21 protein-coding genes are annotated in these 26,774 nt (G+C 59.5%); 10 read left to right on the top strand and 11 right to left on the bottom strand.

Features of this window, described 5'->3' with window-relative positions; all coding sequences use genetic code 11:
- Positions 1-81 precede the first annotated feature (81 nt).
- On the top strand, positions 82-444 hold the full coding sequence (locus JFT86_RS12790) for a GtrA family protein (RefSeq protein WP_201232588.1): 363 nt from the start codon (positions 82-84) through the stop codon (positions 442-444).
- Positions 441-2,108: a glycosyltransferase family 39 protein gene (locus JFT86_RS12795; protein ID WP_201236954.1), complete on the top strand. Its 1,668-nt coding sequence runs from the start codon at positions 441-443 to the stop codon at positions 2,106-2,108. Before JFT86_RS12790 ends, JFT86_RS12795 begins: the two co-directional genes overlap by 4 nt.
- Here the strand turns inward: JFT86_RS12795 and JFT86_RS12800 are convergent.
- The gene (locus JFT86_RS12800) at positions 2,017-3,636 is read right to left on the bottom strand and encodes an FMN-binding glutamate synthase family protein (protein WP_201236955.1); all 1,620 of its coding nucleotides are present in this window, start codon (positions 3,634-3,636) and stop codon (positions 2,017-2,019) included. The genes JFT86_RS12795 and JFT86_RS12800 overlap by 92 nt on opposite strands.
- 139 nt (positions 3,637-3,775) lie before the next feature.
- A complete protein-coding gene (locus tag JFT86_RS12805) occupies positions 3,776-4,576 on the bottom strand; it encodes a LuxR C-terminal-related transcriptional regulator (protein WP_201236956.1) in 801 nt (266 codons plus the stop codon).
- Positions 4,577-4,701: 125 nt separating this feature from the next.
- Here JFT86_RS12805 and JFT86_RS12810 point away from each other — a divergent pair, with 125 nt between their 5' ends.
- The 5 genes from JFT86_RS12810 to JFT86_RS12830 all read left to right on the top strand — a co-directional run bounded on the left by JFT86_RS12810 (position 4,702) and on the right by JFT86_RS12830 (position 8,703).
- Positions 4,702-5,523: a carbon-nitrogen hydrolase family protein gene (locus tag JFT86_RS12810; RefSeq protein WP_201232584.1), complete on the top strand. Its 822-nt coding sequence runs from the start codon at positions 4,702-4,704 to the stop codon at positions 5,521-5,523.
- A 180-nt stretch (positions 5,524-5,703) separates the two neighbouring features.
- Positions 5,704-7,029, top strand: coding sequence for an APC family permease (locus tag JFT86_RS12815; protein WP_201232583.1), 1,326 nt, complete (start codon positions 5,704-5,706; stop codon positions 7,027-7,029).
- 79 nt (positions 7,030-7,108) lie between these two features.
- On the top strand, positions 7,109-7,531 hold the full coding sequence (locus JFT86_RS12820) for an NUDIX domain-containing protein (protein WP_201236957.1): 423 nt from the start codon (positions 7,109-7,111) through the stop codon (positions 7,529-7,531).
- Positions 7,532-7,555: 24 nt separating this feature from the next.
- Positions 7,556-8,194, top strand: coding sequence for a LysE family translocator (locus JFT86_RS12825; RefSeq protein WP_201236958.1), 639 nt, complete (start codon positions 7,556-7,558; stop codon positions 8,192-8,194).
- 2 nt (positions 8,195-8,196) lie between these two features.
- A complete protein-coding gene (locus JFT86_RS12830) occupies positions 8,197-8,703 on the top strand; it encodes a GNAT family N-acetyltransferase (RefSeq protein WP_201236959.1) in 507 nt (168 codons plus the stop codon).
- Positions 8,704-8,802: 99 nt separating this feature from the next.
- Here the strand turns inward: JFT86_RS12830 and metR are convergent, their stop codons facing one another.
- Positions 8,803-9,720 (bottom strand): transcriptional regulator MetR, encoded by a 918-nt coding sequence (metR, locus tag JFT86_RS12835; RefSeq protein ID WP_201236960.1) that lies wholly within the window; start codon positions 9,718-9,720, stop codon positions 8,803-8,805.
- Between the two features lie 112 nt (positions 9,721-9,832).
- Here metR and metE point away from each other — a divergent pair, with 112 nt between their 5' ends.
- Entirely contained in the window at positions 9,833-12,145 is a 2,313-nt protein-coding gene (metE, locus tag JFT86_RS12840) for a 5-methyltetrahydropteroyltriglutamate--homocysteine S-methyltransferase (RefSeq protein ID WP_201236961.1), read from the top strand.
- Positions 12,146-12,218: 73 nt separating this feature from the next.
- Here the strand turns inward: metE and JFT86_RS12845 are convergent, their stop codons facing one another.
- Positions 12,219-17,756: a DUF6543 domain-containing protein gene (locus JFT86_RS12845; protein ID WP_201236962.1), complete on the bottom strand. Its 5,538-nt coding sequence runs from the start codon at positions 17,754-17,756 to the stop codon at positions 12,219-12,221.
- Between the two features lie 206 nt (positions 17,757-17,962).
- Between JFT86_RS12845 and JFT86_RS12850 the strand changes: the two genes are divergently transcribed.
- Complete coding sequence (locus JFT86_RS12850; RefSeq protein WP_242489483.1) at positions 17,963-18,997, top strand: alpha/beta hydrolase; 1,035 nt, start codon at positions 17,963-17,965, stop codon at positions 18,995-18,997.
- Between the two features lie 205 nt (positions 18,998-19,202).
- Positions 19,203-19,661: a hypothetical protein gene (locus JFT86_RS12855; protein ID WP_201232577.1), complete on the top strand. Its 459-nt coding sequence runs from the start codon at positions 19,203-19,205 to the stop codon at positions 19,659-19,661.
- 37 nt (positions 19,662-19,698) lie between these two features.
- Here JFT86_RS12855 and JFT86_RS12860 read toward each other — a convergent pair whose 3' ends face one another.
- The 7 genes from JFT86_RS12860 to JFT86_RS12890 form a co-directional block, all read right to left on the bottom strand.
- Complete coding sequence (locus JFT86_RS12860; protein ID WP_201238594.1) at positions 19,699-20,028, bottom strand: GlpM family protein; 330 nt, start codon at positions 20,026-20,028, stop codon at positions 19,699-19,701.
- Positions 20,029-20,036: 8 nt separating this feature from the next.
- Positions 20,037-21,365 carry a sigma-54 dependent transcriptional regulator gene (locus tag JFT86_RS12865; protein ID WP_201236963.1) on the bottom strand — a complete coding sequence of 443 codons (1,329 nt, stop codon included), beginning with the start codon at positions 21,363-21,365 and terminating at the stop codon, positions 20,037-20,039.
- Positions 21,362-23,263, bottom strand: coding sequence for a sensor histidine kinase (locus JFT86_RS12870; RefSeq protein WP_201236964.1), 1,902 nt, complete (start codon positions 23,261-23,263; stop codon positions 21,362-21,364). The genes JFT86_RS12865 and JFT86_RS12870 overlap by 4 nt, the downstream gene beginning before the upstream one ends.
- A gap of 240 nt (positions 23,264-23,503) precedes the next feature.
- The gene (locus JFT86_RS12875) at positions 23,504-24,238 is read right to left on the bottom strand and encodes an amino acid ABC transporter ATP-binding protein (RefSeq protein WP_007963947.1); all 735 of its coding nucleotides are present in this window, start codon (positions 24,236-24,238) and stop codon (positions 23,504-23,506) included.
- On the bottom strand, positions 24,235-24,906 hold the full coding sequence (locus JFT86_RS12880; RefSeq protein WP_158833827.1) for an ABC transporter permease subunit: 672 nt from the start codon (positions 24,904-24,906) through the stop codon (positions 24,235-24,237). Before JFT86_RS12880 ends, JFT86_RS12875 begins: the two co-directional genes overlap by 4 nt.
- Entirely contained in the window at positions 24,906-25,652 is a 747-nt protein-coding gene (locus tag JFT86_RS12885) for an amino acid ABC transporter permease (RefSeq protein WP_016986630.1), read from the bottom strand. Before JFT86_RS12885 ends, JFT86_RS12880 begins: the two co-directional genes overlap by 1 nt.
- Before the next feature lie 192 nt (positions 25,653-25,844).
- Positions 25,845-26,771, bottom strand: a complete 927-nt coding sequence (locus tag JFT86_RS12890) for a glutamate/aspartate ABC transporter substrate-binding protein (protein ID WP_201236965.1) — start codon at positions 26,769-26,771, stop codon at positions 25,845-25,847.
- Positions 26,772-26,774 lie beyond the last annotated feature (3 nt).

A 26,774-nucleotide genomic window follows, 5' to 3' on the forward strand; every position in this document is an offset into this window, starting at 1 on the left:
CCTGTAATTTCTGACAGTAGACCGGCCCATCGCCATGACTTAGCTTGAAAGTCCGCCAAACGGACCCGGCAAGGGGTGGTTATGAAAGGATTCTCTGCAACCAGCGTGATCGGGTTGGCGGATGCGCTGATCCACTGGCAAATATTCTTCGTGCTCGTCACTGCGGCCGGTCTTCATCAGGCAGCCAGCAATTTTGCGGCGTTTTGTGTGGCCGCGGCGTTCTCGTTTTATGTGAATGCGCTGTACACCTTCGAAACCACAACTTCGGTGTCTGGGTACTTGCTGTTCATTGGTCTGATGGGGGGACTGAGTTTTGGTATTGGCTCGTTCGCCGACGAGCATCACTTGCCAGGGCTACTGACAGTGGCGGTTTTTTCCGCTTTGAATCTGCTGTTGGGATACTGCTTTTTTCGCTTTGTGCTGTTTCGTAGAGAGCGGGCATGAAACTTTCATTGGCAGTACCGCTTTTCCATCCGTCGCAAACGTCGGTTCTGGTAAACCGTGTCGCTCTGGCGGTGGTTCTGATCATTGCACTATCCGTGCGGTTCAACTCCATCGCAGTGCCCGTGATCTGGTATGACGAGGCTTACAGCTTGCTGCTGGCAAGAGAGACGCCTGCGCGCATCTGGGCGCTGACAGCATTGGATGTTCATCCGCCGCTTTATTATGTGCTGCTGCATTATTGGGTCGCGATATGGGGCGACGCAGCGTTGCCGGCGCGTGCAATGAGTGCATTGGCCGACGTAGGCACCTTGCTGTTGTGCATCAAGTTGATGAGTCTGATATCGACTCGCAGAGCGACATGGATTGCGGCGTTGCTGTTGGCGTTGTTGCCGATTTCGGTGCGTTACAGTCAGGAAGTGCGGATGTACACCCTGCTTGGATTCTGGCTGATGGGGGCAACGGTGGCGTTGGTGTGTTGGGCAAGAGCGCCCGATCGGAAAAGATTTGCAGTCATCTATGTGCTGCTGATGAGCGCGGCGTTTTACACCCACTATTTTGCTGGGCTGTGCGTATTGGTGCATTGGTTATTCTGGTGGCAGAGCCGTGTTACTCGCAATGGGAAGGCGATTTCGTTCAGTCTGTGGATCGTTGCTAATCTTGGCATCGTGCTGTTGTATTTGCCCTGGATGCCGCATTTCATCGAGCAGCTTGGGGGTACAAGTAGTCTGGGCTGGATCAAACCAGTGTCGCTGCACGGGGCGCTGACGCTTGTCTGGCAGTTCACCGTCTTGGGAGCCACAAGTTCCGAATCGTCGATCTGGTACCTGGCACCGTTTTTTCTGATGTTGTTGTTCGCTGTGACGCTCATTGTCAGTGACGCTGGCGAACGTCGTTTCAATCTGTTGTTGGTCAGCTATTTTTTCGTGCCACTTATTGCGCTTTATCTTATCGCCTTGGTTCTTCCGCTGTTTGTGCCTCGATACCTGGTTTTTTCCGCGCCTGCCCTTGCGATGATTACAGCCGTGGCGCTGGATAAATGGGGGGCGCACTGGACTGCGTTGCGGCATGCGGTTCTGCTGATTTGCGTTGTTGCGCAATTGTATGGACTGACGATGCTCTACCGGCAATCCGATGGATTGAATGGCACAGACATGCGCAGAAGTAGTGGATATCGCGAGCTGGCGCTAGCGATCAAACGCGAAGTTCAGCCGGGTGACGTGATCATCCTTGATTCGCTTATTTCATACCTGCCATTCACTTACTACAACACGACCGGCATTCAACCCAGATTTCACATTCGCTCATCTCTCGAGGCGTTTCTTGCATCACCCGTACTCGGTGGTTATGCCTTGATCCCCGACCCGTTGAAGTGGATTTACTTTCAGGATTTGGTTGTTTTGCAGTGCGGGCGAAGAATCTGGTGGGTTTCATATGAGTCGAAAAAGAACTTCGGGCAGTTGCTATCAAAAGGCTGGACGCAAACTGTGGAACTAAGAAGCGGACCGATGACCGCTTACTTGTTAGTCAACGAAGCGAGGTCAGCCTCTGATGAGGCTGACAACTCTTCAGGGATCAGGCTACCGCCAGCTCATTCGGCTCAAAACTGTCCGCCCGCGCCATCTGCCACATCCGCGAATAAAACTCGCCGTTCACTTCCCCAGTGAGCAATTCCCCCGGTTTCAAAAACACGTGCAACTGCGAAAACAACTTGATCTCGGTCGCCGACATGCGTCGCACCAGGTGTTTGGCCGACAGTTGTGACGGATGCTCAAGCCCGGCTGCGGCGAGCATTTCTGCCAGTGCCTTCAACGTGTTGCGATGGAAGTTGAACACCCGCTGCGCCTTGTCCGGTACCACCAGTGCGCGCTGGCGCAAAGCGTCCTGAGTGGCGACGCCGGTCGGGCATTTGTTGGTGTGGCAACTTTGCGACTGGATGCAGCCGATGGCGAACATGAAGCCACGCGCCGAGTTGGCCCAGTCGGCGCCGATGGCCAGCACGCTGGCGATGTCGAACGCACTGACGATCTTGCCGCTGGCGCCGAGTTTGATCTTGTCGCGCAGGTTCAGGCCGACCAGCGTGTTGTGCACGAACAGCAGGCCTTCGCGCATGGGTACGCCGATGTGGTCGGTGAATTCCACGGGTGCAGCGCCGGTGCCACCTTCTTTGCCGTCGACGACGATGAAGTCCGGGAGGATGCCGGTTTCCAGCATGGCTTTGGCGATGCCCATGAATTCCCATGGATGGCCGAGGCAGAACTTGAACCCCACCGGTTTGCCGCCGGACAGTTCACGCAGTTGCTGGATGAAATGCATCATCTCGATTGGTGTGGAAAAGGCGCTGTGGCGTGATGGCGACACGCAGTCTTCACCCATCATGATGCCGCGGGTTTCAGCGATTTCCTTGGTGACCTTGTGCTTGGGCAGGATGCCGCCATGGCCGGGTTTGGCGCCCTGGCTCATCTTGATTTCGATCATCCGCACTTGCGGGTTCTGCGCCTGGGTGGCGAAGCGTTCCGGATCGAAACGGCCGTCGCTGGTGCGGCAGCCGAAGTAGCCGCTGCCCAGCTCCCAGGTCAGGTCGCCGCCGTGTTCGCGGTGATAGGGGCTGATGCTGCCTTCGCCGGTGTCGTGGGCGAAGTTGCCGAGTTTCGCGCCCTGGTTCAATGCACGAATGGCGTTGGCGCTGAGCGAGCCGAAGCTCATCGCCGAGATGTTGAACACCGAGGCCGAGTACGGCTGGCTGCACTGTGGGCCGCCGACGGTGACGCGGAAACTGCTCGGGTCACTCAGTGGCGCCGGGCGCATCGAGTGACCGATGAACTCAAAGCCGGACTGATAGACATCAATCAGCGTGCCGAAGGGTTTGTCGGCGGTTTCGTTTTTTGCCCGCGAATACACCAGCGAACGCTGGGCACGGGAGAAGGGCAGGGCATCGCTGTCGGATTCGAGCAGGTACTGACGGATCTCCGGGCGGATGCCTTCGACCAGGTAGCGAATGTTGCCGAGAATCGGATAGTTGCGGCGCACCGCGTGAGGGCTTTGCAGCAGGTCGAACAGGCCGATCAGGCTCAATACGCCAGTGACGGCGGTGAATGGCCACAGCCAGTCATGTTCGAGGAAAGGCAGGCTGGCGAGGGTGAAAATCACGCAGACGGCAAAGAAGGCGTAGCGGCTCAGGAGTGACAGGCTCATACGGTTTCCTTGGTTCGGACTCAATGGTTAGCAAACCTGTGGCAGCAGTCGGGCCTGTTGATGGCATCTATTGTGGTGAGGGGATTTATCCCCTCGCCACAGGGAATCTATCGACACAGGAAAGCATTTCAACGCGTTGTCAGGCGTTCTGCGCCTGAAGGAATATCGAAAACAGCTCGGACTGGGATTTGATCCCCAGCTTGCTGTACATGTGTTTCTTATGGACTTTCACGGTTTCTACGGAGATTTCCAGCTTACGGGCGATTTCTTTGCTGGAGCAACCGCTGAGCATCAAACGGCCGACGTCCAGTTCCCGGGCGGTCAGTTGCGCGCCCTTGAGTTGTTGCACCGAGGCTTCCAGCTGCACCCGCCAATCCGCCGGAGGGGCTGATGTGGCAAGGGCCACGGTTTCATTGATTTCGTAAGGCAGGCGCTGGCGCAACAGGCCCAGTACCCATGGCTGGATCAATGACAGCAAAGCGATCTGCTCGCCAGTGAAACGTTTTTTACTGCCCAGCGACAGGCACAACGTGCGTTCGCCTTCGAGCTGGCAATTGAACTGGATTTCGTCGGCGACCACATTCAGACGAAAGTATCGCTGGTAATACTCGGTCAGCTCGAAATGCTCCGGTGCCACTTCCGAGAGGCGATACAAACCGGTACGCGATTGCTCGCGGCAGGCGATGTAGAACGGGTCGAGCAGGTACAGGCCGCGCAGATAATCCTGAAACAACTGATCAGGACTGCCGTCCGCGCCGGGGCATTCGGCGAAAACCTGTGGGTGTTGATCTGCGCTGAACAGCAGCGCGACCCAGCTATCGAACGCCACGTACTGATCCAGCAAACGCACCAGTTGCGCCCAGAAATTCGGCTTGTCCAGCGCGTCGATCAGTTGTCCGACGGCGCGGTGCCAGGTGATGTCGTCAAACGAAAGTGTCATCGATCTACCCCTATCGGGTTACCCCGGCCGCGTGATTCCCTGGCCGGTTGCTTGCTGCGCATACTGGCCCACAGACAGCCACCGGGCAATCTTTCAGCGCCCGGCACTCAGAACAAGGATTACCGATGAAAGTCGAACTCGCCCAACTGGCGGGCCGTGATAATGGCACGGCTTACAACCTCCAACGTGCGCTCGCCGCGATTGCTGCGTGCGCTGCCGATACGCAACTGATCGTGTTCCCGGAAACCCACCTGATGGGCTTCCCGACGGCCGCGACCGTTGCGCAAACATCCGAGCCAGTGGATGGCCCGACCGTCAGCGCAGTGTTGGCCGCCGCCCGCGAACGCAACATTGCGGTGGTGATCGGCATGGCCGAGAACGACAGCGGTCGGTTCTATAACACCACTCTGCTGATCACCCCCGAAGGCATTGCCCTCAAATATCGCAAGACGCATTTGTGGGCTTCGGATCGCGGTGTGTTCGAGGCGGGTGACCGCTATGCGACCTGTCTGTGGAACGGCGTGCGCGTCGGTCTGCTGATCTGCTACGACATCGAGTTTCCGGAAACCGCCCGTGCCTTGGCGCAACTGGGTGCCGAATTGCTGATCGTGACCAACGGCAACATGGACCCCTACGCCTCGACCCATCGCACCGCGATCATGGCGCGGGCCCAGGAAAATCAGGCGTTCGCGCTGATGGTCAATCGCGTGGAAGCAGGGGATGACGGCTTGATGTTTGCCGGTGGCAGCGCGCTGGTGGATCCGCTGGGGACACTGTTGTTCGAGGCGGGGCGCGAGGAAGGGCAGTTCACGGTTGAACTGGATTTTGCCCAGTTGGAACTGGCGCGCAAGGATTACCGCTATCTGGATGATCAGCGATTGAAGCTGCCGGGGGAGGTGGTGGAGCACGCTTGCGGGCGGCGCGAGTTGCTGATCCCTCAACGTTGAAAATCAAAAGATCGCAGCCTTCGGCAGCTCCTACAGGAGTACGCATGCCAAGGTAGGAGCTGCCGAAGGTTGCGATCTTTTAGCGACCCGATTGATTCACCCAAACAACAAAACCACACCCGAAACATTCGCCGAACTCGGCTCTGCCATAAATCCAATAAAATTCGGAGTAAGTCGTCCATGGCTCGTTTGCAACGCACCCTTTCGCTAGGGTCGGTGGTGCTGTTCGGCATCGCCTACATGACGCCGATCATTGTTCTCGGCACCTTCGGCATCCTCGCGCAATCCACCGCGGGCATGGTGCCCGCCGCGTATCTGGCGGCGCTGGTCGCGATGTTTTTCACTGCAATGAGCTACGGGCGCATGGCTGCGGCGTTCCCTGTCGCTGGCTCCGCCTACAGCTACGTGCGCAAGGCCATCAGCCCGAAACTCGGTTTCATCGCCGGTTGGGCAGTACTGCTCGACTATCTGTTTCTGCCGATGGCGATCTGGCTGATCGGCGCCGCGTACCTGGCCTCGGCGTTCCCGTCGATTCCGCAATGGATCTGGGTTCTGGCGTTCATCGGCATCACCAGTGCGATCAACATCATCGGCCTGAAACTGGCCAATGGCATCAACGCCTTGCTGATGCTGGTGCAGTTCCTCGTACTGATCGCCTTCGTCGCGCTGTGCGTGCACTACATCGGTGGTGATGCGAGCACGCCGTTGTGGTCGATCAAACCGTTCTTCAACGGTGACATGCAGATGCCGCTGGTCATGAGCGGTGCGGCGATCGCCTGTTATTCGTTCCTGGGTTTCGACGCGGTCAGCACCTTGACCGAAGAGACCCGCGATCCACGCCGCACCATTCCTCGGGCAATCATGTTGATCACCCTGATCGGCGGGCTGATTTTCGTCGGCGTGTCGTACTTCGTGCAGATCGCCCACCCGTCGTTCCAGTTCGACAGCGTCGACTCGGCGGCCTATGAAATCGCCCGCAATATTGGCGGCGACCTGTTCGTTTCGATCTTCCTCATCGGCCTGATCGTCGGTCAGTTTGCGTCCGGGCTTTCAGCGCAGGCCAGCGGTTCGCGATTGCTGTTCGCGATGGGCCGCGACGGGGTGCTGCCGAAGTCGTTTTTCGGCACCTTGCACGCGCGCTTCGGCACACCAGTCAACAGCATTCTGCTCTGCGCCGTCGTGGCGTTGCTGGCGCTGAAACTCGACGTGACCACCTCGACCTCGTTCATCAATTTCGGCGCGTTCCTGGCGTTCAGCCTGGTGAATCTGTCGGTGATCTTTCATTACTGGATCGGCGGTGAAAAGAAGGGGCTGCGCGAACTGCTGCTGTTTTTGATTTTCCCGTTCATTGGCCTGGTGGCGGACTTGTGGCTGATGGTCAGTCTGGATCATCTGGCGGTTTATCTGGGCCTGAGCTGGCTGGCCATCGGTGTTGTGTATCTGGCAGTACTGACCGGCGGCTTCCGTCGCCAGCCGCCGGAGATGGATTTCCAGGAAGCCACCTGATCCGGCAGATCCTGCATGGGGTTGGTGTTCGGCAGGGGACGTGTGATGCTTGCGGCTTTTGCGCCTAAGGTTTTTCGCTATGTTGACGTCTGCCCACACCATCCGTATCGCCGCCGCGCTGTTGCTCAATGCCGAGGGCCAGACCCTGCTGGTGCGCAAGCGTGGCACCATGGCGTTCATGCAACCGGGCGGCAAGATCGAGGCGCATGAGCTGCCGGTGCATGCGCTGGCCCGTGAGCTGGAGGAAGAGTTGGGCTTGGCGATCGATCCTGCACAAGCGAGGTTCCTCGGTCAGTTCTCGGCCCCCGCTGCCAACGAACCGGGATTTATCGTTCAGGCCGAGATCTTCCAGTTGACCATCGACACCGATGTGTCCCCGGCCGCTGAAATCGAAGAAGTCATCTGGGTCGACCCCGCCACTGATCCTGCTGTGGTTCTGGCGCCATTGACACGCGACCTGATCCTGCCGTTCTATCGCCATTCGCTCACCGCCATCGCCTGATCATCCACGCAAAGGACGCCTATCATGATCCCGCTTCAAGACCTGCTGATCTTCGCCGCCGCCGCGTTGCTGATGGTGCTGACGCCGGGGCCGAACATGATCTATCTGATCTCGCGTTCGATCTGCCAGGGGCGTAAGGCCGGGATCACCTCACTGCTCGGTGTGGTGGCCGGGTTCTTTGTGCATATGTTTGCTGCGGCCGCCGGTTTGACCGCGGTGTTTCTCGCGGTGCCGATGGCTTATGAAGTATTGAAGTGGGCCGGCGCGCTGTATCTGTTGTGGCTGGCCTGGCAAGCGGTGAAACCCGGTGCGCGTTCGCCGTTCGAAGCGCAACAATTGCCGGCGGATTCGTCGCGCAAACTGATCACCATGGGCTTTCTCACCAGCGCGCTTAACCCGAAAATCGCCGTGTTCTACCTCTCGGTGTTTCCGCAATTCATCAGCCCTGAACACGGCTCGGTGTTTACCCAGAGCATCATCCTCGGCCTGACGCAGATCAGCGTCAGTTTCTGCGTCAATTTGCTGATCGCCTTGTTTGCGGCGGGTATTGCTTCATGGTTTGTGCGTAACCCGACATGGCTGGCGGTGCAGCGTTATGTCATGGGAATGGTACTCGGCGGTCTTGCGGTGCGGCTGATGCTTGAGCAACGCAGGACGGCCTGAACATGTGGATCGAACGACTGGACGCCAGTCATGCGCTGGCCTATCGCGAATTGATGCTTGAAGCTTACGGCCGGCATCCGCAGGCGTTTACCTCCAGCGTGCGTGAACGTGCGGTGATGCCGTTGAGTTGGTGGGAGGCGCGCCTCACCAGCAAACTCGACGTGGTGCTGGGCGCATTCGAAGCGGGTGTGCTGGCAGGCATCGTTGGCCTGGCGTTTGAACCGCGCGAGAAGGCCAGGCACAAGGTGACGCTGTTCGGCATGTATGTCTCGGCGGATTTTCGCCAGCACGGCCTCGGTCATGAACTGGTCCAGGCCGCCCTCGCCGAAGCCGGCAAACACCCGGAGCTGAAACTGATCCAGCTCACCGTCACCGCCGGCAACGACGCCGCGTTCAAGCTGTATCAGCGTTGCGGCTTCATCCAGTTCGGCCTGGAGCCACTGGCGGTGCGTGTTGGCGAAGACTACTTCGACAAGATCCACATGTGGCGTGAGCTCGCCAACACATAAGATCAAAAGATCGCAGCCTGCGGCAGCTCCTACACAGAACGTGCGTGCACATCCATCCTGTAGGAGCTGCCGCAGGCTGCGATCTTTTGATCTGGATTTTCAGCGCACCGCGCTGACGCCATCCAGGGTCGAGAACGAAGTGTCCTTGGCCGTCAGCAAGAAATCGCGCATGTACGGCGCATCGAGCATGTCCGCGCGGATCGCTGCGTACAGCGTGGCGAACAAACCTTTCTCGCCTAGTCGTTTGCCCTTCACGTAACCGCGCGAGCTGTATTCATGCAGCGCCCAGTGCGGCATGCCGCAGACGCCACGGCCGCTGGCGACCAGTTGCATCATCATCACCGTCAGTTCCGAAGTGCGCACCTGCGCCGGTTCGATGTCGGCCGGTTCCAGGAAGCGCGTGAAGATGTCCAGGCGATCGCGTTCCACCGGGTAGGTGATCAGCGTTTCGGTCAGCAAGTCTTCAGGGACGATGTACGGTTTGCTCGCCAACGCGTGCTGATTGGCCACCGCGAGCATGGCTTCGTAGGTGAACAACGGCACGTAGGTAATGCCGGAGATTTCCAGCGGGTCGGAGGTCACCACCAGATCCAGATCGCCCCGGGCCAGCGCCGGCAGCGGGGCGAAGGAGAATCCGGAGGCGAGGTCGAGTTCGACTTCCGGCCACGCATCGCGGAACTGGTCGATGGTCGGCATCAGCCACTGGAAACAGCTGTGGCATTCGATCGCCATGTGCAAACGGCCGGCGGTGCCACCGGCCAGTCGTCCGATATCACGCTCGGCGGCGCGCAGCAGCGGCAGGGTCGCATCGGCCAGTTGCAGCAGGCGCAGGCCGGCGCTGGTGAAGCGCACCGGTTTGGTCTTGCGCACGAACAAGGGCATGCCCATGCGCTCTTCGAGTTCCTTGAACTGGTGCGACAGCGCCGATTGGGTCAGGTGCAAACGGTCGGCGGCATCGACCAGGCTGTCGGCTTCGCGCAGTGCGTGCAGGGTTTTCAGGTGACGGATTTCAAGCACCGGCTGGCTCCATGAGGAAAACTTGTGATCAACACGAAAAGGTTGAGTTTGTCTCATGTTGGTCTGGCTGTCGACAATGGCGCCATCTTTTACCCAATGGAGCACATTCGACATGGCCGTGGCCCACACCCTTGGTTTTCCGCGCATCGGCGCCGACCGCGAACTGAAAAAAGCCCTCGAAGCCTACTGGAAAGGCGATCTCGATCAGGCTGCCCTGAACAAGGTTGGCCGTGATCTGCGCGCCGCCCACTGGCAGTTGCAGAAAGACGCCGGCATCGACTTGCTGCCGGTCGGCGATTTCGCCTGGTACGACCAGGTGCTGACTCATTCGCTGACCTTCGGCGTCATCCCGGAACGTTTTGACGGCGTGCGCGACGAACACGGCCAGCCGAGCCTCGACACCCTGTTCGCCATGGCGCGCGGCGCGACGGCAGGCTGCTGCGGCGGCGAACACGGCAAGACTCAGTACGCCCAAGAGCTGACCAAGTGGTTCGATACCAACTACCACTACCTCGTCCCGGAATTCACCGCTGACCAGCCGTTCAAGCTGAGCTGGGAACAGTTGTTCGACGAAGTCGAAGAAGCGCGGGCGCTGGGGCACAACGTCAAACCGGTGATCATCGGCCCGCTGACTTACCTGTGGCTGGGCAAGGCCAAAGGCGACGAGTTCGACAAACTCGATCTGCTTGAACGCTTGCTGCCGGTGTACAACGAAATCCTCGGCCGCCTCGCTGCCCAAGGTGTGGAGTGGGTGCAGATCGATGAACCGATCCTTACCCTCGACTTGCCGCTAGCGTGGAAAAGTGCCTTCGAGCGCGCTTATCACATCCTCCAGTATTCGCCGTTGAAGAAACTCGTGGCGACTTACTTCAGTGGCCTCGAAGACAACCTTGGCCTGGCCGTGGGCCTGCCGGTGCAAGGCCTGCACATCGATGCGGTGCGTGCGCCGGAGCAACTCGGTCAGGTGCTCGATCGTCTGCCGACCTACAAGATCCTCTCGGTGGGCCTGGTCAACGGGCGTAACGTCTGGCGCTGCGAACTGGAGCAGGCGCTGGCGCAACTGCAACCGGCGCAGGAGCGTTTTGGCGACAACTTGTGGGTCAGCAGTTCCTGCTCGTTGCTGCACAGTCCGGTGGATGTCGAGCGTGAAGACAAGCTCGATCCGGAGCTGAAGAGCTGGCTGGCGTTTGCCGTGCAAAAGTGCAGCGAAATCTCGGTGCTGCGCGATGCCTTGAACGATCCACAAGCGCCCAAGGTGCAAACTGCATTGACCCGGAGTCGGGCGATTCAGGCCAGCCGTGCGCAGTCGTCGCGCATTCATAAAACCGAGGTGCAGGCGCGAATCAGCGCGATCAATGCCGAGGACAGTCAGCGTCATTCGCCGTTTGCCCAACGTATCGCCCGGCAACAGGCGCGCCTGCAATTGCCGACGTTCCCGACCACCACTATCGGCTCGTTCCCGCAGACCGGTTCGATTCGTCTGGCGCGTCAGGCGTTCAAGCAGGGCAAGCTGTCGACCAACGATTATCACGACGCCATGCGCAGTGAAATCCGCCACGCGGTGCAGGTGCAGGAACGCCTCGGGCTGGACGTGCTGGTTCATGGTGAAGCCGAGCGCAACGACATGGTCGAGTACTTCGCCGAGCAACTCGACGGTTACCTGTTCACCCGTTTCGGCTGGGTGCAGAGCTACGGTTCGCGCTGTGTCAAACCCGCGGTGATCTACGGTGACTTGAGCCGTCCGAGTGCCATGACCGTGGACTGGATCACCTACGCGCAGAGCCTGACCGACAAGGTCATGAAAGGCATGCTCACCGGTCCCGTGACCATGCTGATGTGGTCGTTCCCTCGCGAAGACGTGTCACGCAAAATCCAGGCGCAGCAACTGGCACTGGCCCTGCGCGATGAAGTGGTGGATCTGGAACGCGCCGGGATCAAGATCGTGCAGATCGACGAAGCAGCGTTCCGCGAAGGCCTGCCGCTGCGCCGGGCGCAATGGCAGGCATATCTGGACTGGGCGGTCGAGACGTTCCGTCTGACGGCGTCCGGGGTCAAGGATGAAACTCAGATCCACACCCACATGTGTTACAGCGAATTCAACGACGTGATCAAGGCGATTGCCGACATGGACGCCGACGTCATCACCATCGAAACCTCGCGTTCGGACATGGAGTTGCTTGAGGCCTTCGAAGCGTTCGACTACCCGAACGACATCGGCCCGGGCGTCTACGACATCCACTCGCCACGGGTGCCGGACACGGCGGAAATGGTCAAACTGATGAGCAAGGCAGTGAAACGGATTCCGGCCGAACGCCTGTGGGTCAACCCCGATTGCGGCCTGAAGACGCGTGCGTGGCCGGAGACGGAAGCGGCGCTGGTGAACATGGTGGCGGCGGCGCGGCAGTTGCGCAGTCAACTGGCGTAAACCTGCGCTCTGTCCATTGATACAACGAACCCGCTGAGCCCAAAGGCTCAGCGGGTTTTTGCTTTTTTAACGTTCAAAGCGCCTCGAAATACTCCAGCACTGCCGACTGTCTGCCGATATCGGCAGTCGGCAGATCGGGATCGTCGGCACGGGTCGAAAACCGGTGCTCGGGCAGTTTCAGATGGGCTTTTTCGAATACGCGCATTACCGGCGTTGCGCGGGTGTAATGGAAGTGGGCATACCACAGCAGCTCACTGGGTATCAGGGTCAGATCCCAGATTTCATATTCCTGCAGGTAGTCCTTTCGGGCGCCTCGCTTGCTGATGTTTTTCAGGGGCTGGACTTTGCGGATTTCCACCGCGTGCTGTTCGATCAGGTCGAGCAGCATGCCGTCGGTGGGCGATTTCGTGGTCAGTGACTGACGGGTGCGCAGGGCACGACCACTGGCGATCAATTCAGTGGCTTTGTTGCGCAGTTGCGTAATGACCGGATTCTGCGGCGCGATGTTGGCGATACGGTCGGCGCGCAGATTCAGCTCGGCGGCCTCGCTCACCAGCATGTGCTCAAGGTCGACCGGCAACATGTCCTGATCGGCGTAGGAATCGACCCGGGCCCGGTAAGCCGCTTGCGAGTCCAGGCGTTTGCGCGCTTCGGCCACCAGTGTCGACAGACTCAACGGCGGCGGCGCCGGTGTTGCGGCCGCAGGACTCGACAGGCGATATTTGCCGCTGGCGGTCTGTTCCCAGATTTCCCCGCTGTGCATCTCGTACTGATGCTTGTTGTTTTTCTTGTCCCATTTTTCCACACCGATCAGCCATTGATCGTCTTCGGTGGGAAAGACCTTGCGATTGATCTCTCCGGCCGGCGGCGCGGCATGTACGGGGTTGCTAATGCTTTTGCGCGCCTGTTCGCCGAGTTTTTCGAACCCGGACATCAGCGGCTCGATCAGTTCCTCATGGAAATATTGCGGGTAGCTGGCGGTCCAGACCTTCATCTCGCGGGCAAACTGCGCGTACGTATCGACGCAGTCCTGAAGAATGGCATCGCGCTGTACCCGGGTGACGTTGGCGCTCAACAGGTCGTGGTGAGTGTTGAGCGCACGGGCGACTTTTTCCCGCAGTCTGCGCGCCTGCCCCAGCAGATAAAGCCATGAAGCATCGCCGATGCTACCGGCGCGCTGCACCGCCTCAAGGCGTTGATAGGTTTTCTGAAAACTCAGGAGAAAAGTACTGTGTTTGGCGTTCAGGTCATCGACAAGGCTGGCCACTACTTTTTTGTCCGCCGCGATGCGAATGCGCTCGTACCAATGGTTGACGTCAACTCTGAGCACCTCCATCTGATCCAGTTTGCGCAGGTATTCGAGGCGCAGCTGGCGGCGTTCTTCCATCAGCGTCAGGCGTTGTACGAGGGCGTCTTGCGGCAGTTCATCCAGTTGCTTGTTCAGTGCCTCGATCCGGGTGATCAACGGCGAGGTGCTGTGCGAGTTGTGGATCGCGCGGCGTGCGTACCGATCTGTCAATACGGCGGCTGTACCGCTTTGCATCTCGATCAAGGCGCGACGCTTGTTGCCGTGGGTCAGCGGTTCCAGTTCAAGCAATGTCTGGTAACGCCGGATTGCGATTTCAATGTCACCGATGGCGGCGGCTTCAGCGGCAGGTATGAGGGCCTGGCGTGCCTCATCGGTTTTCGCACTGGCATAGCGGTTTAACGTCACGTCGCTGTTTCCGCCGCGGATTTCGAGTTGTTCGGAAAGGTCATCGGCGAGCGCGGTCAGCAGGTGATGACGGCGAAAATTGCGGTCTACCCACCAGCGCGGCAGTCGTTGACGAATCGCCTGCGGCCAGATCGGATCAAGCGTATCGGCCAGATGCCCGATGACGTTTCCGCCTCCCAGGCCGCCGCCCTCGAAGGTACTGCCGTAAACGCCGAACCAGGTGTCCCACTCGCCGTTGTCGTTGAGCGCCACCGGTTGCTTGTAGGTGGCCTTGCGGGTGCCGCGCAAGCGCCAGTTACGTGAGTCATTACTGCGCTGCACCTCGAAGATCCGCCCCTGACGCACAATGAAATCGCCGTCGGCATGCCGGTAGATGCCGCGATACAGGCCGTCGGTGCCCGGTTGCAGGCCAGCGAGGGAAATCGGTTTTTCATATTCGTAACCCGAGAAGCGCGCCGCGAGATGTCGAGCCTGACGCCGTGACGTGTTCTGCAGCGCTGCCGTGGTTCTGAGCAATACGCGCATCTGGCGTGCGCGGGTCACCGAGCGAGCCGCGCGCGACACGGCCGAAAACGCCAGTTCACCGGGCAGCAGATCCATGGCCGCGTCGATCAATGACAGCAGGACCGATTCCAGTTCGGCCAAACCCTCACCGATGTCGCCACGTAAAAACGCGGCCACTGACTGGTTGGCCGCCGTCCAGGCATCGTAAACGGCAATGGCGGTGCCGATGAAGGGCAGCAGGCCGATCGCCATTTTCAGGTAATTGAACGCGCGCGGTCCCTTCAGCGCATAGCGTTCCATGTACAGCGCATCGTTGGAGCGCGAGGTGCCGCGATGGGCTTCGATCAGCCGTCCCATGTGCGCATCCAGCAAGTGCGTGGCGAACGAGGTGCCGGGCGGCCAGCGCTCGCCGACGCCGATGATCGCGTCGAAGTGCTTGAGCACGGCCTCGTTGAGCCGGCTCTCATGCGCCCTGACGTTACCCTGCAAGGCGCGGCCGGCCAGATAGCGGATCCAGCTGTCCTGCATGCACATTTTGTACAACGCCATGCGCGCCGATTCGAGGTTGTCGTAACGCCGCAGAAAACGGTCGTCGGGACTGTCGGGCAGATATAGCAGGGTGATGCCGCTGACCTGCTCTTCAATGAAGGTCACGCCGGACAGGGTGACGGCACCTTCATTGGGCGTGTCCGCGCCACCGACGCTCAGATACGCCGGACGGATAACGATGCGTTTGCGCTCGGCTTGCCAGGCTTGCGCGGTGTTGGCATCCGTGGCGATGCTGAGGATCTGCAATTCGTCTTGGCTGATGTGATTTTGCAGACGGGCGAATTCACCTTGCAGTTTGAGCATTGCGCGCCAGGATTCGACCAGGCATTCGCGGCGATGCTCTCTGACGAAAGTCGACTCGTCGGGCGCACCGGTGAACGCCTCGCGAATGCGTTTTTCGTAGGCCAGGGGCAGATCGAGCTCTGGCAGTACACGTTTCAGCCAGGTCAGGGTGAGACCTTTTTTCAAGGTTTCAGCCTCGACCGCATCGCTTGCGCTGACCTCCACCCGCATGTACGTCAGGCGCAGCGAAAGCGGTTCGAGCTGCATCGATGGCGTGTTGTCGATGTTCAGTTGGGCCAGTTCCACCAGCGGCATTTTGCTGCGGGTGGCACTGGGCTCCGGCACCAGTTCATAACCCGAGTGGCCGGGGGCGGGTTTGTAGCGTTTGACCATTTTTACCGAGTCAGGCAGGTCGAGGGTGATCTCGAAGCTGCCCTTGAGCGCGAAGTCCTTGCGCAGTCGCTCATGCAGATGTGTGCGCGTGAAGTCGTCCCGTGGTTGCAGGGCGAGGGTCAGTTGCTCATGGCTGCGCTGCATCGCGAGGAGGAACGCCTCGATCAGTTGCTTGAGCGCGCTGCGGTCTGCCGTGCTGAGCCTGGCGAGCCAGTCCGGCAGGACGTCTGCCAGCGTGCCGCTGTTTGCTTGCTCCAGCACCTGCGTGAACGCCAGGCTGCGAGCGGCGTTTACCGGCACCTGTAACGCACCGAGACTGCGCTGGCGCAGGGCGGCGAGTTGTTCGTCGTACTGGTTTTTTGTACTGGCATCGGCAAAACGTGAACGCAGGAGACCGGCCTGTTCGTCGAAGTCGCTGGTCAGTTGACTGAGGCCATGCTGCAGCGGATCACCGCTGATTTTTTTCAGTTGCAAGGCAAGTGCAGCGTCCTGCCCGGCAATCTTGAACACCTGCTGTTCCAGCACCCGCCGATTGGCGAAACGTTGCAGACCACCGCCGTTGCCTGGCCAGTACAGCAACACGCTGTGCGGCGACTCCCGATCAAGCAGTGCCTGCGGGTGGGTCATCACAAACGGGCCATTGAGTTCAGCGGGGGCCGGGTTGTCGGCGCCCTGCTCATGGGACGACAGGACCAGGCTGGCCGCGACATGCTCGGCGCCGGGGTTTTGTGGAGTTTCGAGCAGGGCCTTGATCCGGTCTCGCTCGGTCTCGCTCAATTGGCTCAGCAGCCCTTGCAAGTCGGCTTCGGCTTGCAAACCGCTTTTGTGCGCCTGGTGCAGGGCGGTGAATTCACGGTTGAACGTCGCCAGGTCGAGGGCGCGCGGCCGGCCCAGCAATGCCGTAGCGGCCTTGTCAGCGGCTTGCTCGGCGGCTTCCAGCGTCTCGTGTGTTTGCTTGAACGGTTGCAGGGCGGTGTTGGTATCGGCACCGTCGAGTAGTGTTTCGAGCGCGTCGCGTTGCCGGTTGAGCGCTGCCTGGCGCAGGGGCCAGGGGATGTCGGCGTACAGACTTCCGAACAGGGCCTGTTGCTCAGGCTCGACCACGACGTTGTCGAGCGTTGGCGGAAAGGCAAACACCGCGCCGGTATTGCGCTGGTGATCGGTCTGATCGACGTTGTCGAGAGCCTGGCTGGCCTGTTCGTACAGGTTCGCTTTGCCGACACTGCCATTGCGCAGCGCATCGAACTGGGCTTTGTACAGGTGAGCCAGCAGGTCGGTCATGCCTGCGGTCAATGGCAGGTTTCTGCCGGTGTATTCAAAGTGCAGGTCGGTGTGCGGCAGGCCGGTGGGCACCAACGATTGCGTCGACAGCCAGCTCTCAAGGTCCTGACGTTGGGCAAATACCTGGAACGCCTCAGGCCGCAGCGGCAGGTACAACCACTGGCTGACCGGCGCCTCGGTACCGAAACTGATGACCCAGGCAGCGGGCAATTTGACCTTGCTGCCATTGCTCAGCACCAGCGACAGTTGCTCGGTGGTGATGGCGGGTGTGGCGGCGCTGGCCTCCTGTAGCGTGGCGAGCGCGAGCAATTGTTCGGCGGTCAGGCTGCGCTGGGCGAACGCGAGCTGCGCGGTCGCGTCGAGATGTTCGCGGTACAACTGGCTGGCGCGTTCGCGGCGCGATACCGGGCTGCCCGGCGTGCGGGCATCCCAATAGGTATTCCAGCGCGTCTGCAGGGCTTGTTCGATGGGCAATGTCTTGAGCCGCGCAAGCAATTGCGCCGGCGTCAGGCCGAACAAGGCGTGGGCGGTGGAGAGGCCGGTGACCCGACAGGATGCCTCCACGGCAATCTTGGCCAGTGGCTGCTGAAAGACAAAAGCACAAACCTGCACCATCGGGATGAAGCGTTCCGGGCGCGGATCCTGCGCGGCAAAGAGCAGACCGGCGCCGGTTTGCTCCAGATTCAACTGTTGCTTGAGCACCCGTAAAAGCGTGTCCCGTGCGGTAGGCACATCGGCAAACAATTGATGCAACGCCTCGCAGCTTTCTCGCCATCGATGAGCGGCATTCAGCAGTAAACCTTCGTCGTGGTGGGCCGGCAAGCGCGCTGCCGTTGACTGGGCGGGCGGCTCAAGGGCGGGGGCATTTAACAATAATCGATCGGGCATGGTTAACGGCTCGCGGTGGGGAGCGGCGGATGCGCTCCGGTCCTGAGCCATTCAACGGGGAAAGCGGCCGAGCATGGCGGTAGATAGTTATCGCCGTGCTGACCGCTCGGCACTCTTCATCAAACTGTCATCGAACTGTGGCAGCGCGCTTGTACAAACTTCATCAGACTCTCGCTCTACTGGGGTTCTGCGTTTCGGTGTTTTTCATGGGTAAGTTTTTTCTCTCGATCGCGGCCGTGCTGGCCGTGCTTTTATTCGGCGCGCCGTTGTATGCCGCCTCGCGTTGTGACGTGAATGTGCCGACTGGACGGGTCGATCTGGCGCAGGTGAGCCTGGCCTACCAGAGCATTGGCCGGGCATCGGACCCGGCACTGCTGCTGGTGATGGGCCTGGGTGGGCAGTTGATTCACTGGCCGGACGAAGTGGTGGTGGCGCTGTGTCAGCAGGGCTTTCGGGTGATCCGTTATGACAACCGCGATGTCGGCCTGTCGACCTGGCGGCAGGCCCCGGTCGAGGCCAATCTGACCTTTGAAGTGTTGCGCTACAAACTAGGTTTGCCAGTGGCTGCGCCGTACACGCTGACCGACATGGCCGACGATGCGCTGGGTTTGATGGATGCGTTGCACGTCGAGCAATTCCATGTACTGGGCGCCAGCATGGGCGGGATGATCGCCCAGCATCTGGCCGCGATGGCACCGCAGCGGGTCGAGAGCCTGACGCTGATCATGACCAGTTCCGGTGCCGAAGGTCTGCCGGCGCCGAGTGCGGCGCTGGTGCAGTTATTGTCGCGACGCGGTGCACCCAACCGCGAGGTGGCGCTGGAGCAACAGGCTGACTTGCTGGCCGCGCTGGGCAGCCCGGCGGTCACCGATGATCGGCAGGTCTTGCTGCAACAGGCGGCGGCCTCGTATGACCGCGCGTTCAATCCGGAAGGGGTCAAACGGCAGATAATGGCGATTCTGGCGGAGCCGAGCCGGGTGGCACTGCTCAATCAATTGCGGGTACCGACGCTGGTGGTGCATGGCACGGCTGATCCGTTGCTGCCGGTGATGCATGGCGTGCATTTGGCAGCGCATATTCGTGGCAGTCAGTTGAAGTTGATTCCCGGGTTGGCGCATCGCTTTCAAGAGGCCTTCAAGGCACCGTTGCTGGCGGCGGTGTTGCCATATTTGCAGGCACATCGTGAAGACACTTCGCATTGGGCGCAGATCGAGCCGGTAATGGGCACTGGCCTTTTGTAATAAACAGCCTGTGATCTATTAGTTGTTAACGAGCTTGTGCTCTGCAAGTCAGTAGCTGTATTTGGGTTAAATTGAATCAAAGGATCTTTTGATATTCGTAATGAGTCTTTCAACCTGTAATTTCTGACAGTGGCTAAAGGCAAGTCGTCAACATATTCTTGGCTTATGTTCCCGCTAAGCGGGATTGATAATGCGGAGAATAAAAATGAAGCGCCAATGCGATGGTTTCGTTGTTTTAGCACTTGTTGCGATATTTTCACTGAATGCCGGCTTTGCCATTGCCGACGAGTTTGACGATCAGCAGGCCGCCTGGGAGAAGGAGAAGGCTGCAGAGGCAGCTGAAGTGGCAGCGTGGGAGGCCAGTGGCAAGCCAAAACCTGATACACCTTGTCAAACAGCCTGGAAAAGCAATAGCGCAAATCATAGCTGTATTTCATCCACTATCTCGGATGAGCCTAATGATCAATGCAGGTTTACAAGTATTTCCTGTCCGAAGGCCGGTACATCACCCACCGATGATTGGTCGGAGAGTAAAAGGGGTGAATTTTCAACTACCCATGTGAATACATCAATCGTTTATGAAGGTTTATTGGTACCGATCAGTGTGGTTGGCAAATACAATAATTGTGACGGGAAATTAACAGTTGATGACTGCAATAAATAAATAGATCTGTGCATATTGATTGAGGTCTTGACAACAGTCATGCGTGAACTCGTACCCAGACGGTGACCAACACGGTGGCGGCCATTAACCACGCCACCGCCGCGACGGCCAGCGACGCCTCCAGGCGCAACCGATCCACCATCACGTACAACGTCGCCAGGTACACAAAGTACGGAATGATCGACCACATCCCGAAGACGATGGTGGCTTTCAGGTCATCAACCGAACGCCCCTTGCCAACGATGTAATGCGCGATCAGCGCAAACGTTGGAAACAGCGGCACCAGTCCCGCGATGTAATAGTTTCGGGTCTTGGCCAGCGCCGCGAGAATCACCACAACGGCGGCACCGAGTGCAGCTTTCAGCAACAGATCCATCAGTGGCTCAATCCGTATTTTTTGACTTTGTCGAACAGGGTGGTCTTGGCCATGCCCAGCTCCAGGCTGGCCTGGGTCAGGTTGCCGCCGCTGCGGTGCAGGGCGTCGCTGAGCAGGTTGCGCTCGAAGGCTTCCACCGCTTCGGCAAAAGCCAGGCCCTGGCCGGCGTTGCCCGCACCGGATTTCTTGAAGGCCGGCAGGCCGAGGGCGAAACGTTCGGCGACGTTGCGCAACTCGCGTACGTTGCCTGGCCAGTCGTGGCTCATCAGGTTCGACAGAGTCTGGTTGTCCAGCTCCGGCAAGGCGCGGTCGAAGCGCAGGGCCGACTGCTGGGTGAAGTGTTCGAACAGTTGCAGGATGTCTTCGCGGCGCTCGCGCAATGGCGGCAGTTCCAGTGTCACCACGTTGAGGCGGTAATACAGGTCGCTGCGGAATTCACCGGCCTTGCTCGATTCGTCGAGGTCGGATTTGGTCGCCGCGATCACCCGGCAATCCACCGTGACGCTCTGATTCGAGCCGAGGCGTTCGAGGGTGCGTTCCTGCAACACGCGCAGCAGTTTGATCTGCAACGGCAGCGGCATGCTTTCCACTTCATCGAGAAACAGCGTGCCGCCGTCGGCGTGTTCGATCTTGCCGATGCGCCGTTTGCCGGCGCCGGTAAACGCATTGGCCTCGTGGCCGAAAATCTCGCTTTCGAAAAGGTTTTCCGGCAGACCACCGCAGTTCAGCGCGACGAATTGCTTGCTGTGGCGGCGGCTGAAATCGTGCAGGCAACGGGCGACCAACTCCTTACCGGTGCCGGTCTCGCCTTCGATCAAGACGTTGGCTGAAGTGTCGGCGACGTTGGCGATCAGTTCGCGCAGGTTCTGCATCGCCGGTGAACGACCGATGATCCGCCCTTCAAGGGAGTCGCGCTCGGCCAGTTGCCGACGCAACGACGAGACTTCGCGCGCAAGGCTGCGTTGCTCCAGCGCACGGCGGGCGACGTCGACCAGACGCTCCGGTGAGAACGGTTTTTCCATGAAATCGTAGGCGCCTTTCTGCATCGCGCCGACTGCCATGGAAATATCGCCGTGGCCGGTAATCAGCACCACCGGCAGGCTGCGGTCGCGTTGCTTGAGCCGGGTCAGCAGCTCCAGGCCATCGATGCCCGGCAGGCGAATGTCGCTGATGACGATCCCGGCAAAGTTATCGCCGACACGCTCCAGCGCTTCTTCGGCACTGCCGACACCGACGCAGGGAATGTCTTCCAGCGTCAGCGCTTGCTGGCAGCCGAGCAGCACATGGGGGTCGTCTTCGACGATCAGCACACTAAGGTCGTGGTTCATATTGGCTCGGCAGGAGTAGGGCTTACCAACGGTAAACTGAGGACGAAGGTGGTACCGCCGCCACCGGGGTGTTCGACACCCAGATGGCCACCGGTGGCGGCGGCGAGGCTGGCGGAAAGGGTCAGGCCCAGACCCAGGCCTTGCTCGCCGGGTTTGGTGGTGAAGAACGGTTCGAACAGGTGCTTGCGCGCTTCGGCATCGACCCCGTGGCCGTTGTCGCGCACCCGCAGGCGATATTTGCCGTTGAACTCTTCACCTTCCAGCCACAGTTGTGGCAGCGGCTGAGCTTGCATGGCATCGAGGGCGTTACCGATCAGGTTGACCAGAATCTGTTCGAGGCGGGTCTGGTCGATGTGCAACTGCACATCAATAAACTGCCGGTGCAGTTGCAACGCCGGGTTTTCCAGGCGTGCGCCGAGCAACTGCAGCGCTGCGTCCACGGCTTTGCCGAGGCTGGCCTGACCCTGATTGTCACCCCGCCGGGCAAACGAACGCAGGCTGGCGGTGATCCGGCCCATACGGTCGATCAGGTCGTTGATGGTCTTGAGGTTGGTGCTGGCGACATCCAGCTGACCACGCTCCAGAAACCGTACCGTGTTACCCGATAACGTGCGCATCGCCGCCAATGGCTGATTCAATTCGTGGGCGATGCTGGTGGACATCTGGCCAATGGCGGCGAGTTTTCCGGCCTGGACCAGTTCATCCTGAGCACGGCGTAAAGTCTCTTCGGCCTGGCGCCGCTCGCGGATCTGACTCTTCAGTCGATCGTTGCTCGCGCGCAGGTCGGCGGTGCGTTCGGTAATCCGACGCTCCAGTTGGTTGTTGGCTTCCTGCAAGGCTTCGCGGGCGGCGAGGCGGGTGGCGATGACCTTGCGCCGCTCGTTCCAGGCAATCAGCAGAAACGCCACCAACGCAAACGCCACGGCGACCAGAATCCCCTGATTGATCGCTTCACGGCGCAGATCCTGTAGCGGCGTCAGCAGGGTGAAATTCCACGGTGTATCGCTCAGGGGGCGGGTCTGCGCCAGATAGCTGATGTTTTCTTCGTCGGAATTAACTTCGCTATTGGCCGGGAAGGTCAGTTTTTCCACACCCTCGGACAATGTTTCGCGGGCCAGCGGTTGCAGTTCGTTGAGCGGGAACCAGTAGTACTGCAGGCTGCGCGCAAGTTTCTCTTTGGTCTCGTCACTGAGTGGCACCACCGACTTGAGGCGCCGGGCTGGATCGCTGGAGAGAATGATGATGCCGTTTTCGTCGCTGACAAACGCTTCGAGGCGCGCTCGCTGCCAGCGTTCTTCCATGGCTTCAAGGCGCACCTTGACCACCGCGACGCCGACAATCTTGCCGTGTTCTTCGAGGCCATGGGCGAGGTAGTAACCGGGTTCGCCGTTGGTGCTGCCGATCCCGTAGAAACGCCCGGGTTGGCCGCGTACGGCTTTTTGAAAATAGGCACGGAAGGACAGGTCTTCACCCAGATAACTGTCGACATCGCGCCAGTTGCTGGTGGCCATCACGCGGCCGGTGGTGTCCATCACATAGATGGCCCGACTGCGGCTGCGCCGGTTCAGGCCTTCGAGGTAGTCGTTGACCGTTTGCCGGTGTTCCGGCGTCGGGTCAGCCAGCAGTTGCGGGACACTGGTTTCCAGTTCCAGCAGACTGGGCAGGTAGGTGTATTTGCTGATCTCGCTTTCGACCGCGCGGGCGTGCAGTTCCAGTTGACGCTGGCCATTCTCGCCGAGGCTGCGAATGCCGAAATGTTCACTGGTCCAGAAGCCGATAAAACCCAGGCCGATCATCAGCGCGATGACCAGTGGCGGCAGGAACAGATGACGAATCAGACGGGGCTTCACGGCAAGTGATGGCGGCGCTGCGCGATAGAGAGTGGGGTCGCATTTCATCACAGATGCCTTGGGTCAACCAGCGCTGCTGCGGACAGCACGCTGGTTTGGTCGAGCGCGGAACCTGTGGTGAGGGGATTTATCCCCGATCGGCTGCGAAGCAGTCGTCAAACCATTGCACGCGGTTTGACTTTGGAATGCAGGGGGCCGCTTCGCAGCCCATCGGGGATGAATCCCCTCGCCACAAGGGACTCATTGTCAATCAGCCCGCCCCCCATAGCCGGGGGCGGGGAGTTGCTTTTAGTGCTGCAGGATTTTCTCGAGGAAGTGCTGAGCGCGCTCGGAGCGGGCGCTGATGTCGCCGAAGAATTCCTCTTTCGGGCAGTCTTCGATGATCTTGCCGGCGTCCATGAAAATCACGCGGTCGGCCACTTTACGGGCGAAGCCCATTTCGTGGGTCACGCACATCATGGTCATGCCTTCGTGGGCCAGTTGCACCATCACGTCGAGCACTTCGTTGACCATTTCCGGATCGAGCGCCGAGGTCGGTTCGTCGAACAGCATGACGATAGGGTCCATCGCCAGCGCACGGGCAATTGCAACACGCTGTTGCTGACCGCCGGACAGTTGCCCCGGGTGCTTGTGGGCGTGGGCCGACAAGCCAACGCGCTCGAGCAATTGCAGACCTTTCTTGGTCGCCTCTTCCTTGCTGCGGCCCAACACCTTGATCTGCGCGATGGTCAGGTTTTCAGTGATGGTCAGGTGCGGGAACAGTTCGAAATGCTGGAACACCATGCCGACGCGCGAACGCAGTTTCGGCAGGTTGGTCTTCGAGTCGGCAATCGAGGTACCGTCGACGACGATGTCACCTTTCTGGAACGGTTCCAGCGCGTTGACGCATTTGATCAGGGTCGATTTGCCGGAACCCGACGGGCCGCAGACCACGATCACTTCGCCTTTTTTGACCTCGGTGCTGCAATCAGTCAGCACCTGGAAGTCCCCATACCACTTGTTGATGTTCTTGATAGAGATCATACGGCGAACCTTTTTTGCAGACGCTTGACCAGCAGCGAGGCGGAAAAGCTGATGATGAAGTAGACGACACCGGCGAAGATCAGGAACTCGTTGGAACGACCAATGATGTCGCCGCTGGAGCGGGCGGAGTTGAGGAAGTCCACCAGGCCCACGGTGTAGACCAGCGAAGTGTCCTGGAACAGGATGATGCTCTGTTGCAGCAGCAACGGCGTCATCTTGCGGAAGGCCTGAGGCAGGATGATCAGACGCATGGTCTGGCCATAGGTCATGCCCATCGCCTGTGCTGCGGCCATCTGGCCTTTGGGAATCGACTGCACGCCGGCCCGGACGATTTCACAGAAGTACGCGGCCTCGAACATCATGAAGGCCACGACGCAGGAGGTGAACGCGCCGATCGGGGTGTCTTCGCCGGTGATCCAGCGCAGCACGAACGGTACCGCCAGGTAGAACCAGGTGATCACCAGCAGCAGGGGGATCGAGCGGAAGTAGTTCACATAAGCGCCGGCAACGCGTGACATCAGTTTGCTGGACGACAGACGCATCAGGGCAAGGATGGTACCCAGCACGATGCCGCCGACCACGCCCATGACCATCAACTGCAAGGTCATGACCATGCCGTTCCACAGTCCCGGGATGGCGGGGATGATGCCGCTGAAATCGAAGTCCATTATTTACCCCCCACGGAGATCAGGCCGGGCACGGCAACTTTCTTCTCGACCATGCGCATCAGCAGCATCAGGCTCATGTTCAGGGTGAAGTAGATCAGTGTGGCCAGGGTGAAGGCTTCAAACAGGTTGGCCGAGAACTCGGCGGTCTGTTTGGTTTGCGCCAGCAGTTCCATCAGACCGATCAAGGACGCCACAGAGGAGTTCTTGAACACGTTCAAAAATTCCGAGGTAAGCGGCGGAATGATGATCCGGTAGGCCTGGGGCAGTAGCACGTTCCAGTAGATCTGCGGCAGCTTGAAACCCATGGCGCGGGCGGCCGATTCCTGGCCACGCGGCAGCGCCTGGATGCCGGTGCGCACTTGTTCGCAGACACGCGCGGCGGTGAACAGGCCCAGGCACACGACAACGCTCAGGTAAGCCGAGGTGGTCGGGTTGAGGTCTTGTTTGTACCAGTCCTGCAGGTTCTGCGGCAGCAGGTCAGGCACCAGGAAGTACCAGATGAACAGCTGAACCAGCAGCGGCACGTTGCGAAACAGTTCCACGTAGCAGGTCGCGATGCCCGATACGATGCGGTTTGGCACAGTGCGCATGACCCCCAGAATGGAGCCCAGCAGCAAGGCGATGATCCATGCCACGATGGCAATGGCAATGGTCCAGCCCAAACCGGTGACGTACCAGTCGAGATAAGTCTCGCTGCCGACGCCGGTGGACTTGAAGAACACGCCCCAGTCCCAGTTGTAATTCATTAGGGTCTCCCCTCGAGATCGATCGATGTACAAGCACCCGCTTGGGGAAAATCCTTTCCCGTCCGACGTTGAACGTCGGGCACACGCGATCGGCTCGAAAACGCCCGGTCGAGTGTTCCACAGTAAAGCCAGCAGGTAGTAACAGACGCCTGAGGGAGGGTTGCTCCCTCAGGAGACAAGGTTAGTCAGGAATCAGATTTTTACGTCAGGCGCCGGCTTGTCGCTCGGGTTGGCGATCAGCTCTTTGACCTTGTCGCTCATCGGGAAGTTGAGGTTCAGGCCTTTTGGTGGAACCGGGCTTTCGAACCACTTGCTGTAGATCTTGTTGATCTCGCCGGACTTGTACAGGGCAACGATGGCGTCATCGACTGCCTTCTTGAAGGCCGGGTCGTCTTTACGAACCATGCACGCGTAGGCTTCGAAAGACTGCGGAGTACCGGTGATGACCCAGTCGTCCGGCTTCTTGGCCTTGGCTTCTTCACCGGCCAGCAGGGCGTCGTCCATCATGAAGGCTACGGCGCGGCCGCTTTCCAGCATGTTGAAGGATTCGCCGTGGTCTTTGGCGGAGATGATGTTCATGCCCATCTGCTTGTCGGCGTTCATCGCTTTGATGATGCGCTCGGACGTGGTGCCAGCGGTGGTCACGACGTTTTTGCCTTTCAGGTCAGCGAAGTCCTTGTAGGACGGGTTGCCATCCTTGTCTTTCTTGACCAGCAGACGGGTGCCGATTTCGAAGATGTTGACGGTGAAGTCGACTTGCTGAGCGCGTTCGGCGTTGTTGGTGGTGGAGCCGCACTCGATATCCGCGGTGCCGTTCTGGATCAGCGGGATACGGGTTTGCGAGGTAACCAGGTTGTACTTGACCTGCAGATCGGGCTTGTTCAGGTCTTTTTTCAGGGCTTCAACGATAGCGACCTGAATGTCGTGGGAGTAGCCCACTGGTTTGCCGGAAGCATCTGCAATGTAGGAAAACGGAATGGAGCTGTCGCGGTGAGCGAGCGTGATGGTGCCGGATTCGTTGATTTTCTTCAGGGTGCCGGTGAGTTCAGCGGCGAAAACTGGCGTGCTGATCAGAGCGGCAGCAATGGCTGCGCCCAGGATATGGGGAACGATGCGCATCAA

The sequence above is a fragment of the Pseudomonas sp. TH06 genome, assembly GCF_016651305.1.
GTDB lineage: Bacteria > Pseudomonadota > Gammaproteobacteria > Pseudomonadales > Pseudomonadaceae > Aquipseudomonas.

Excerpts from the sequence above, each read along its gene's own strand:
- JFT86_RS12790 (WP_201232588.1), top strand. The coding sequence starts at position 82 with ATGAAAGGATTCTCTGCAACCAGCGTGATCGGGTTGGCGGATGCGCTG.
- JFT86_RS12795 (WP_201236954.1), top strand. The coding sequence starts at position 441 with ATGAAACTTTCATTGGCAGTACCGCTTTTCCATCCGTCGCAAACGTCG.
- JFT86_RS12800 (WP_201236955.1), bottom strand. The coding sequence starts at position 3,636 with ATGAGCCTGTCACTCCTGAGCCGCTACGCCTTCTTTGCCGTCTGCGTG.
- JFT86_RS12805 (WP_201236956.1), bottom strand. The coding sequence starts at position 4,576 with ATGACACTTTCGTTTGACGACATCACCTGGCACCGCGCCGTCGGACAA.
- JFT86_RS12810 (WP_201232584.1), top strand. The coding sequence starts at position 4,702 with ATGAAAGTCGAACTCGCCCAACTGGCGGGCCGTGATAATGGCACGGCT.
- JFT86_RS12815 (WP_201232583.1), top strand. The coding sequence starts at position 5,704 with ATGGCTCGTTTGCAACGCACCCTTTCGCTAGGGTCGGTGGTGCTGTTC.
- JFT86_RS12820 (WP_201236957.1), top strand. The coding sequence starts at position 7,109 with ATGTTGACGTCTGCCCACACCATCCGTATCGCCGCCGCGCTGTTGCTC.
- JFT86_RS12825 (WP_201236958.1), top strand. The coding sequence starts at position 7,556 with ATGATCCCGCTTCAAGACCTGCTGATCTTCGCCGCCGCCGCGTTGCTG.
- JFT86_RS12830 (WP_201236959.1), top strand. The coding sequence starts at position 8,197 with ATGTGGATCGAACGACTGGACGCCAGTCATGCGCTGGCCTATCGCGAA.
- metE (WP_201236961.1), top strand. The coding sequence starts at position 9,833 with ATGGCCGTGGCCCACACCCTTGGTTTTCCGCGCATCGGCGCCGACCGC.
- JFT86_RS12845 (WP_201236962.1), bottom strand. The coding sequence starts at position 17,756 with ATGCCCGATCGATTATTGTTAAATGCCCCCGCCCTTGAGCCGCCCGCC.
- JFT86_RS12850 (WP_242489483.1), top strand. The coding sequence starts at position 17,963 with ATGGGTAAGTTTTTTCTCTCGATCGCGGCCGTGCTGGCCGTGCTTTTA.
- JFT86_RS12855 (WP_201232577.1), top strand. The coding sequence starts at position 19,203 with ATGAAGCGCCAATGCGATGGTTTCGTTGTTTTAGCACTTGTTGCGATA.
- JFT86_RS12865 (WP_201236963.1), bottom strand. The coding sequence starts at position 21,365 with ATGAACCACGACCTTAGTGTGCTGATCGTCGAAGACGACCCCCATGTG.
- JFT86_RS12870 (WP_201236964.1), bottom strand. The coding sequence starts at position 23,263 with ATGAAATGCGACCCCACTCTCTATCGCGCAGCGCCGCCATCACTTGCC.
- JFT86_RS12875 (WP_007963947.1), bottom strand. The coding sequence starts at position 24,238 with ATGATCTCTATCAAGAACATCAACAAGTGGTATGGGGACTTCCAGGTG.
- JFT86_RS12880 (WP_158833827.1), bottom strand. The coding sequence starts at position 24,906 with ATGGACTTCGATTTCAGCGGCATCATCCCCGCCATCCCGGGACTGTGG.
- JFT86_RS12885 (WP_016986630.1), bottom strand. The coding sequence starts at position 25,652 with ATGAATTACAACTGGGACTGGGGCGTGTTCTTCAAGTCCACCGGCGTC.
- JFT86_RS12890 (WP_201236965.1), bottom strand. The coding sequence starts at position 26,771 with ATGCGCATCGTTCCCCATATCCTGGGCGCAGCCATTGCTGCCGCTCTG.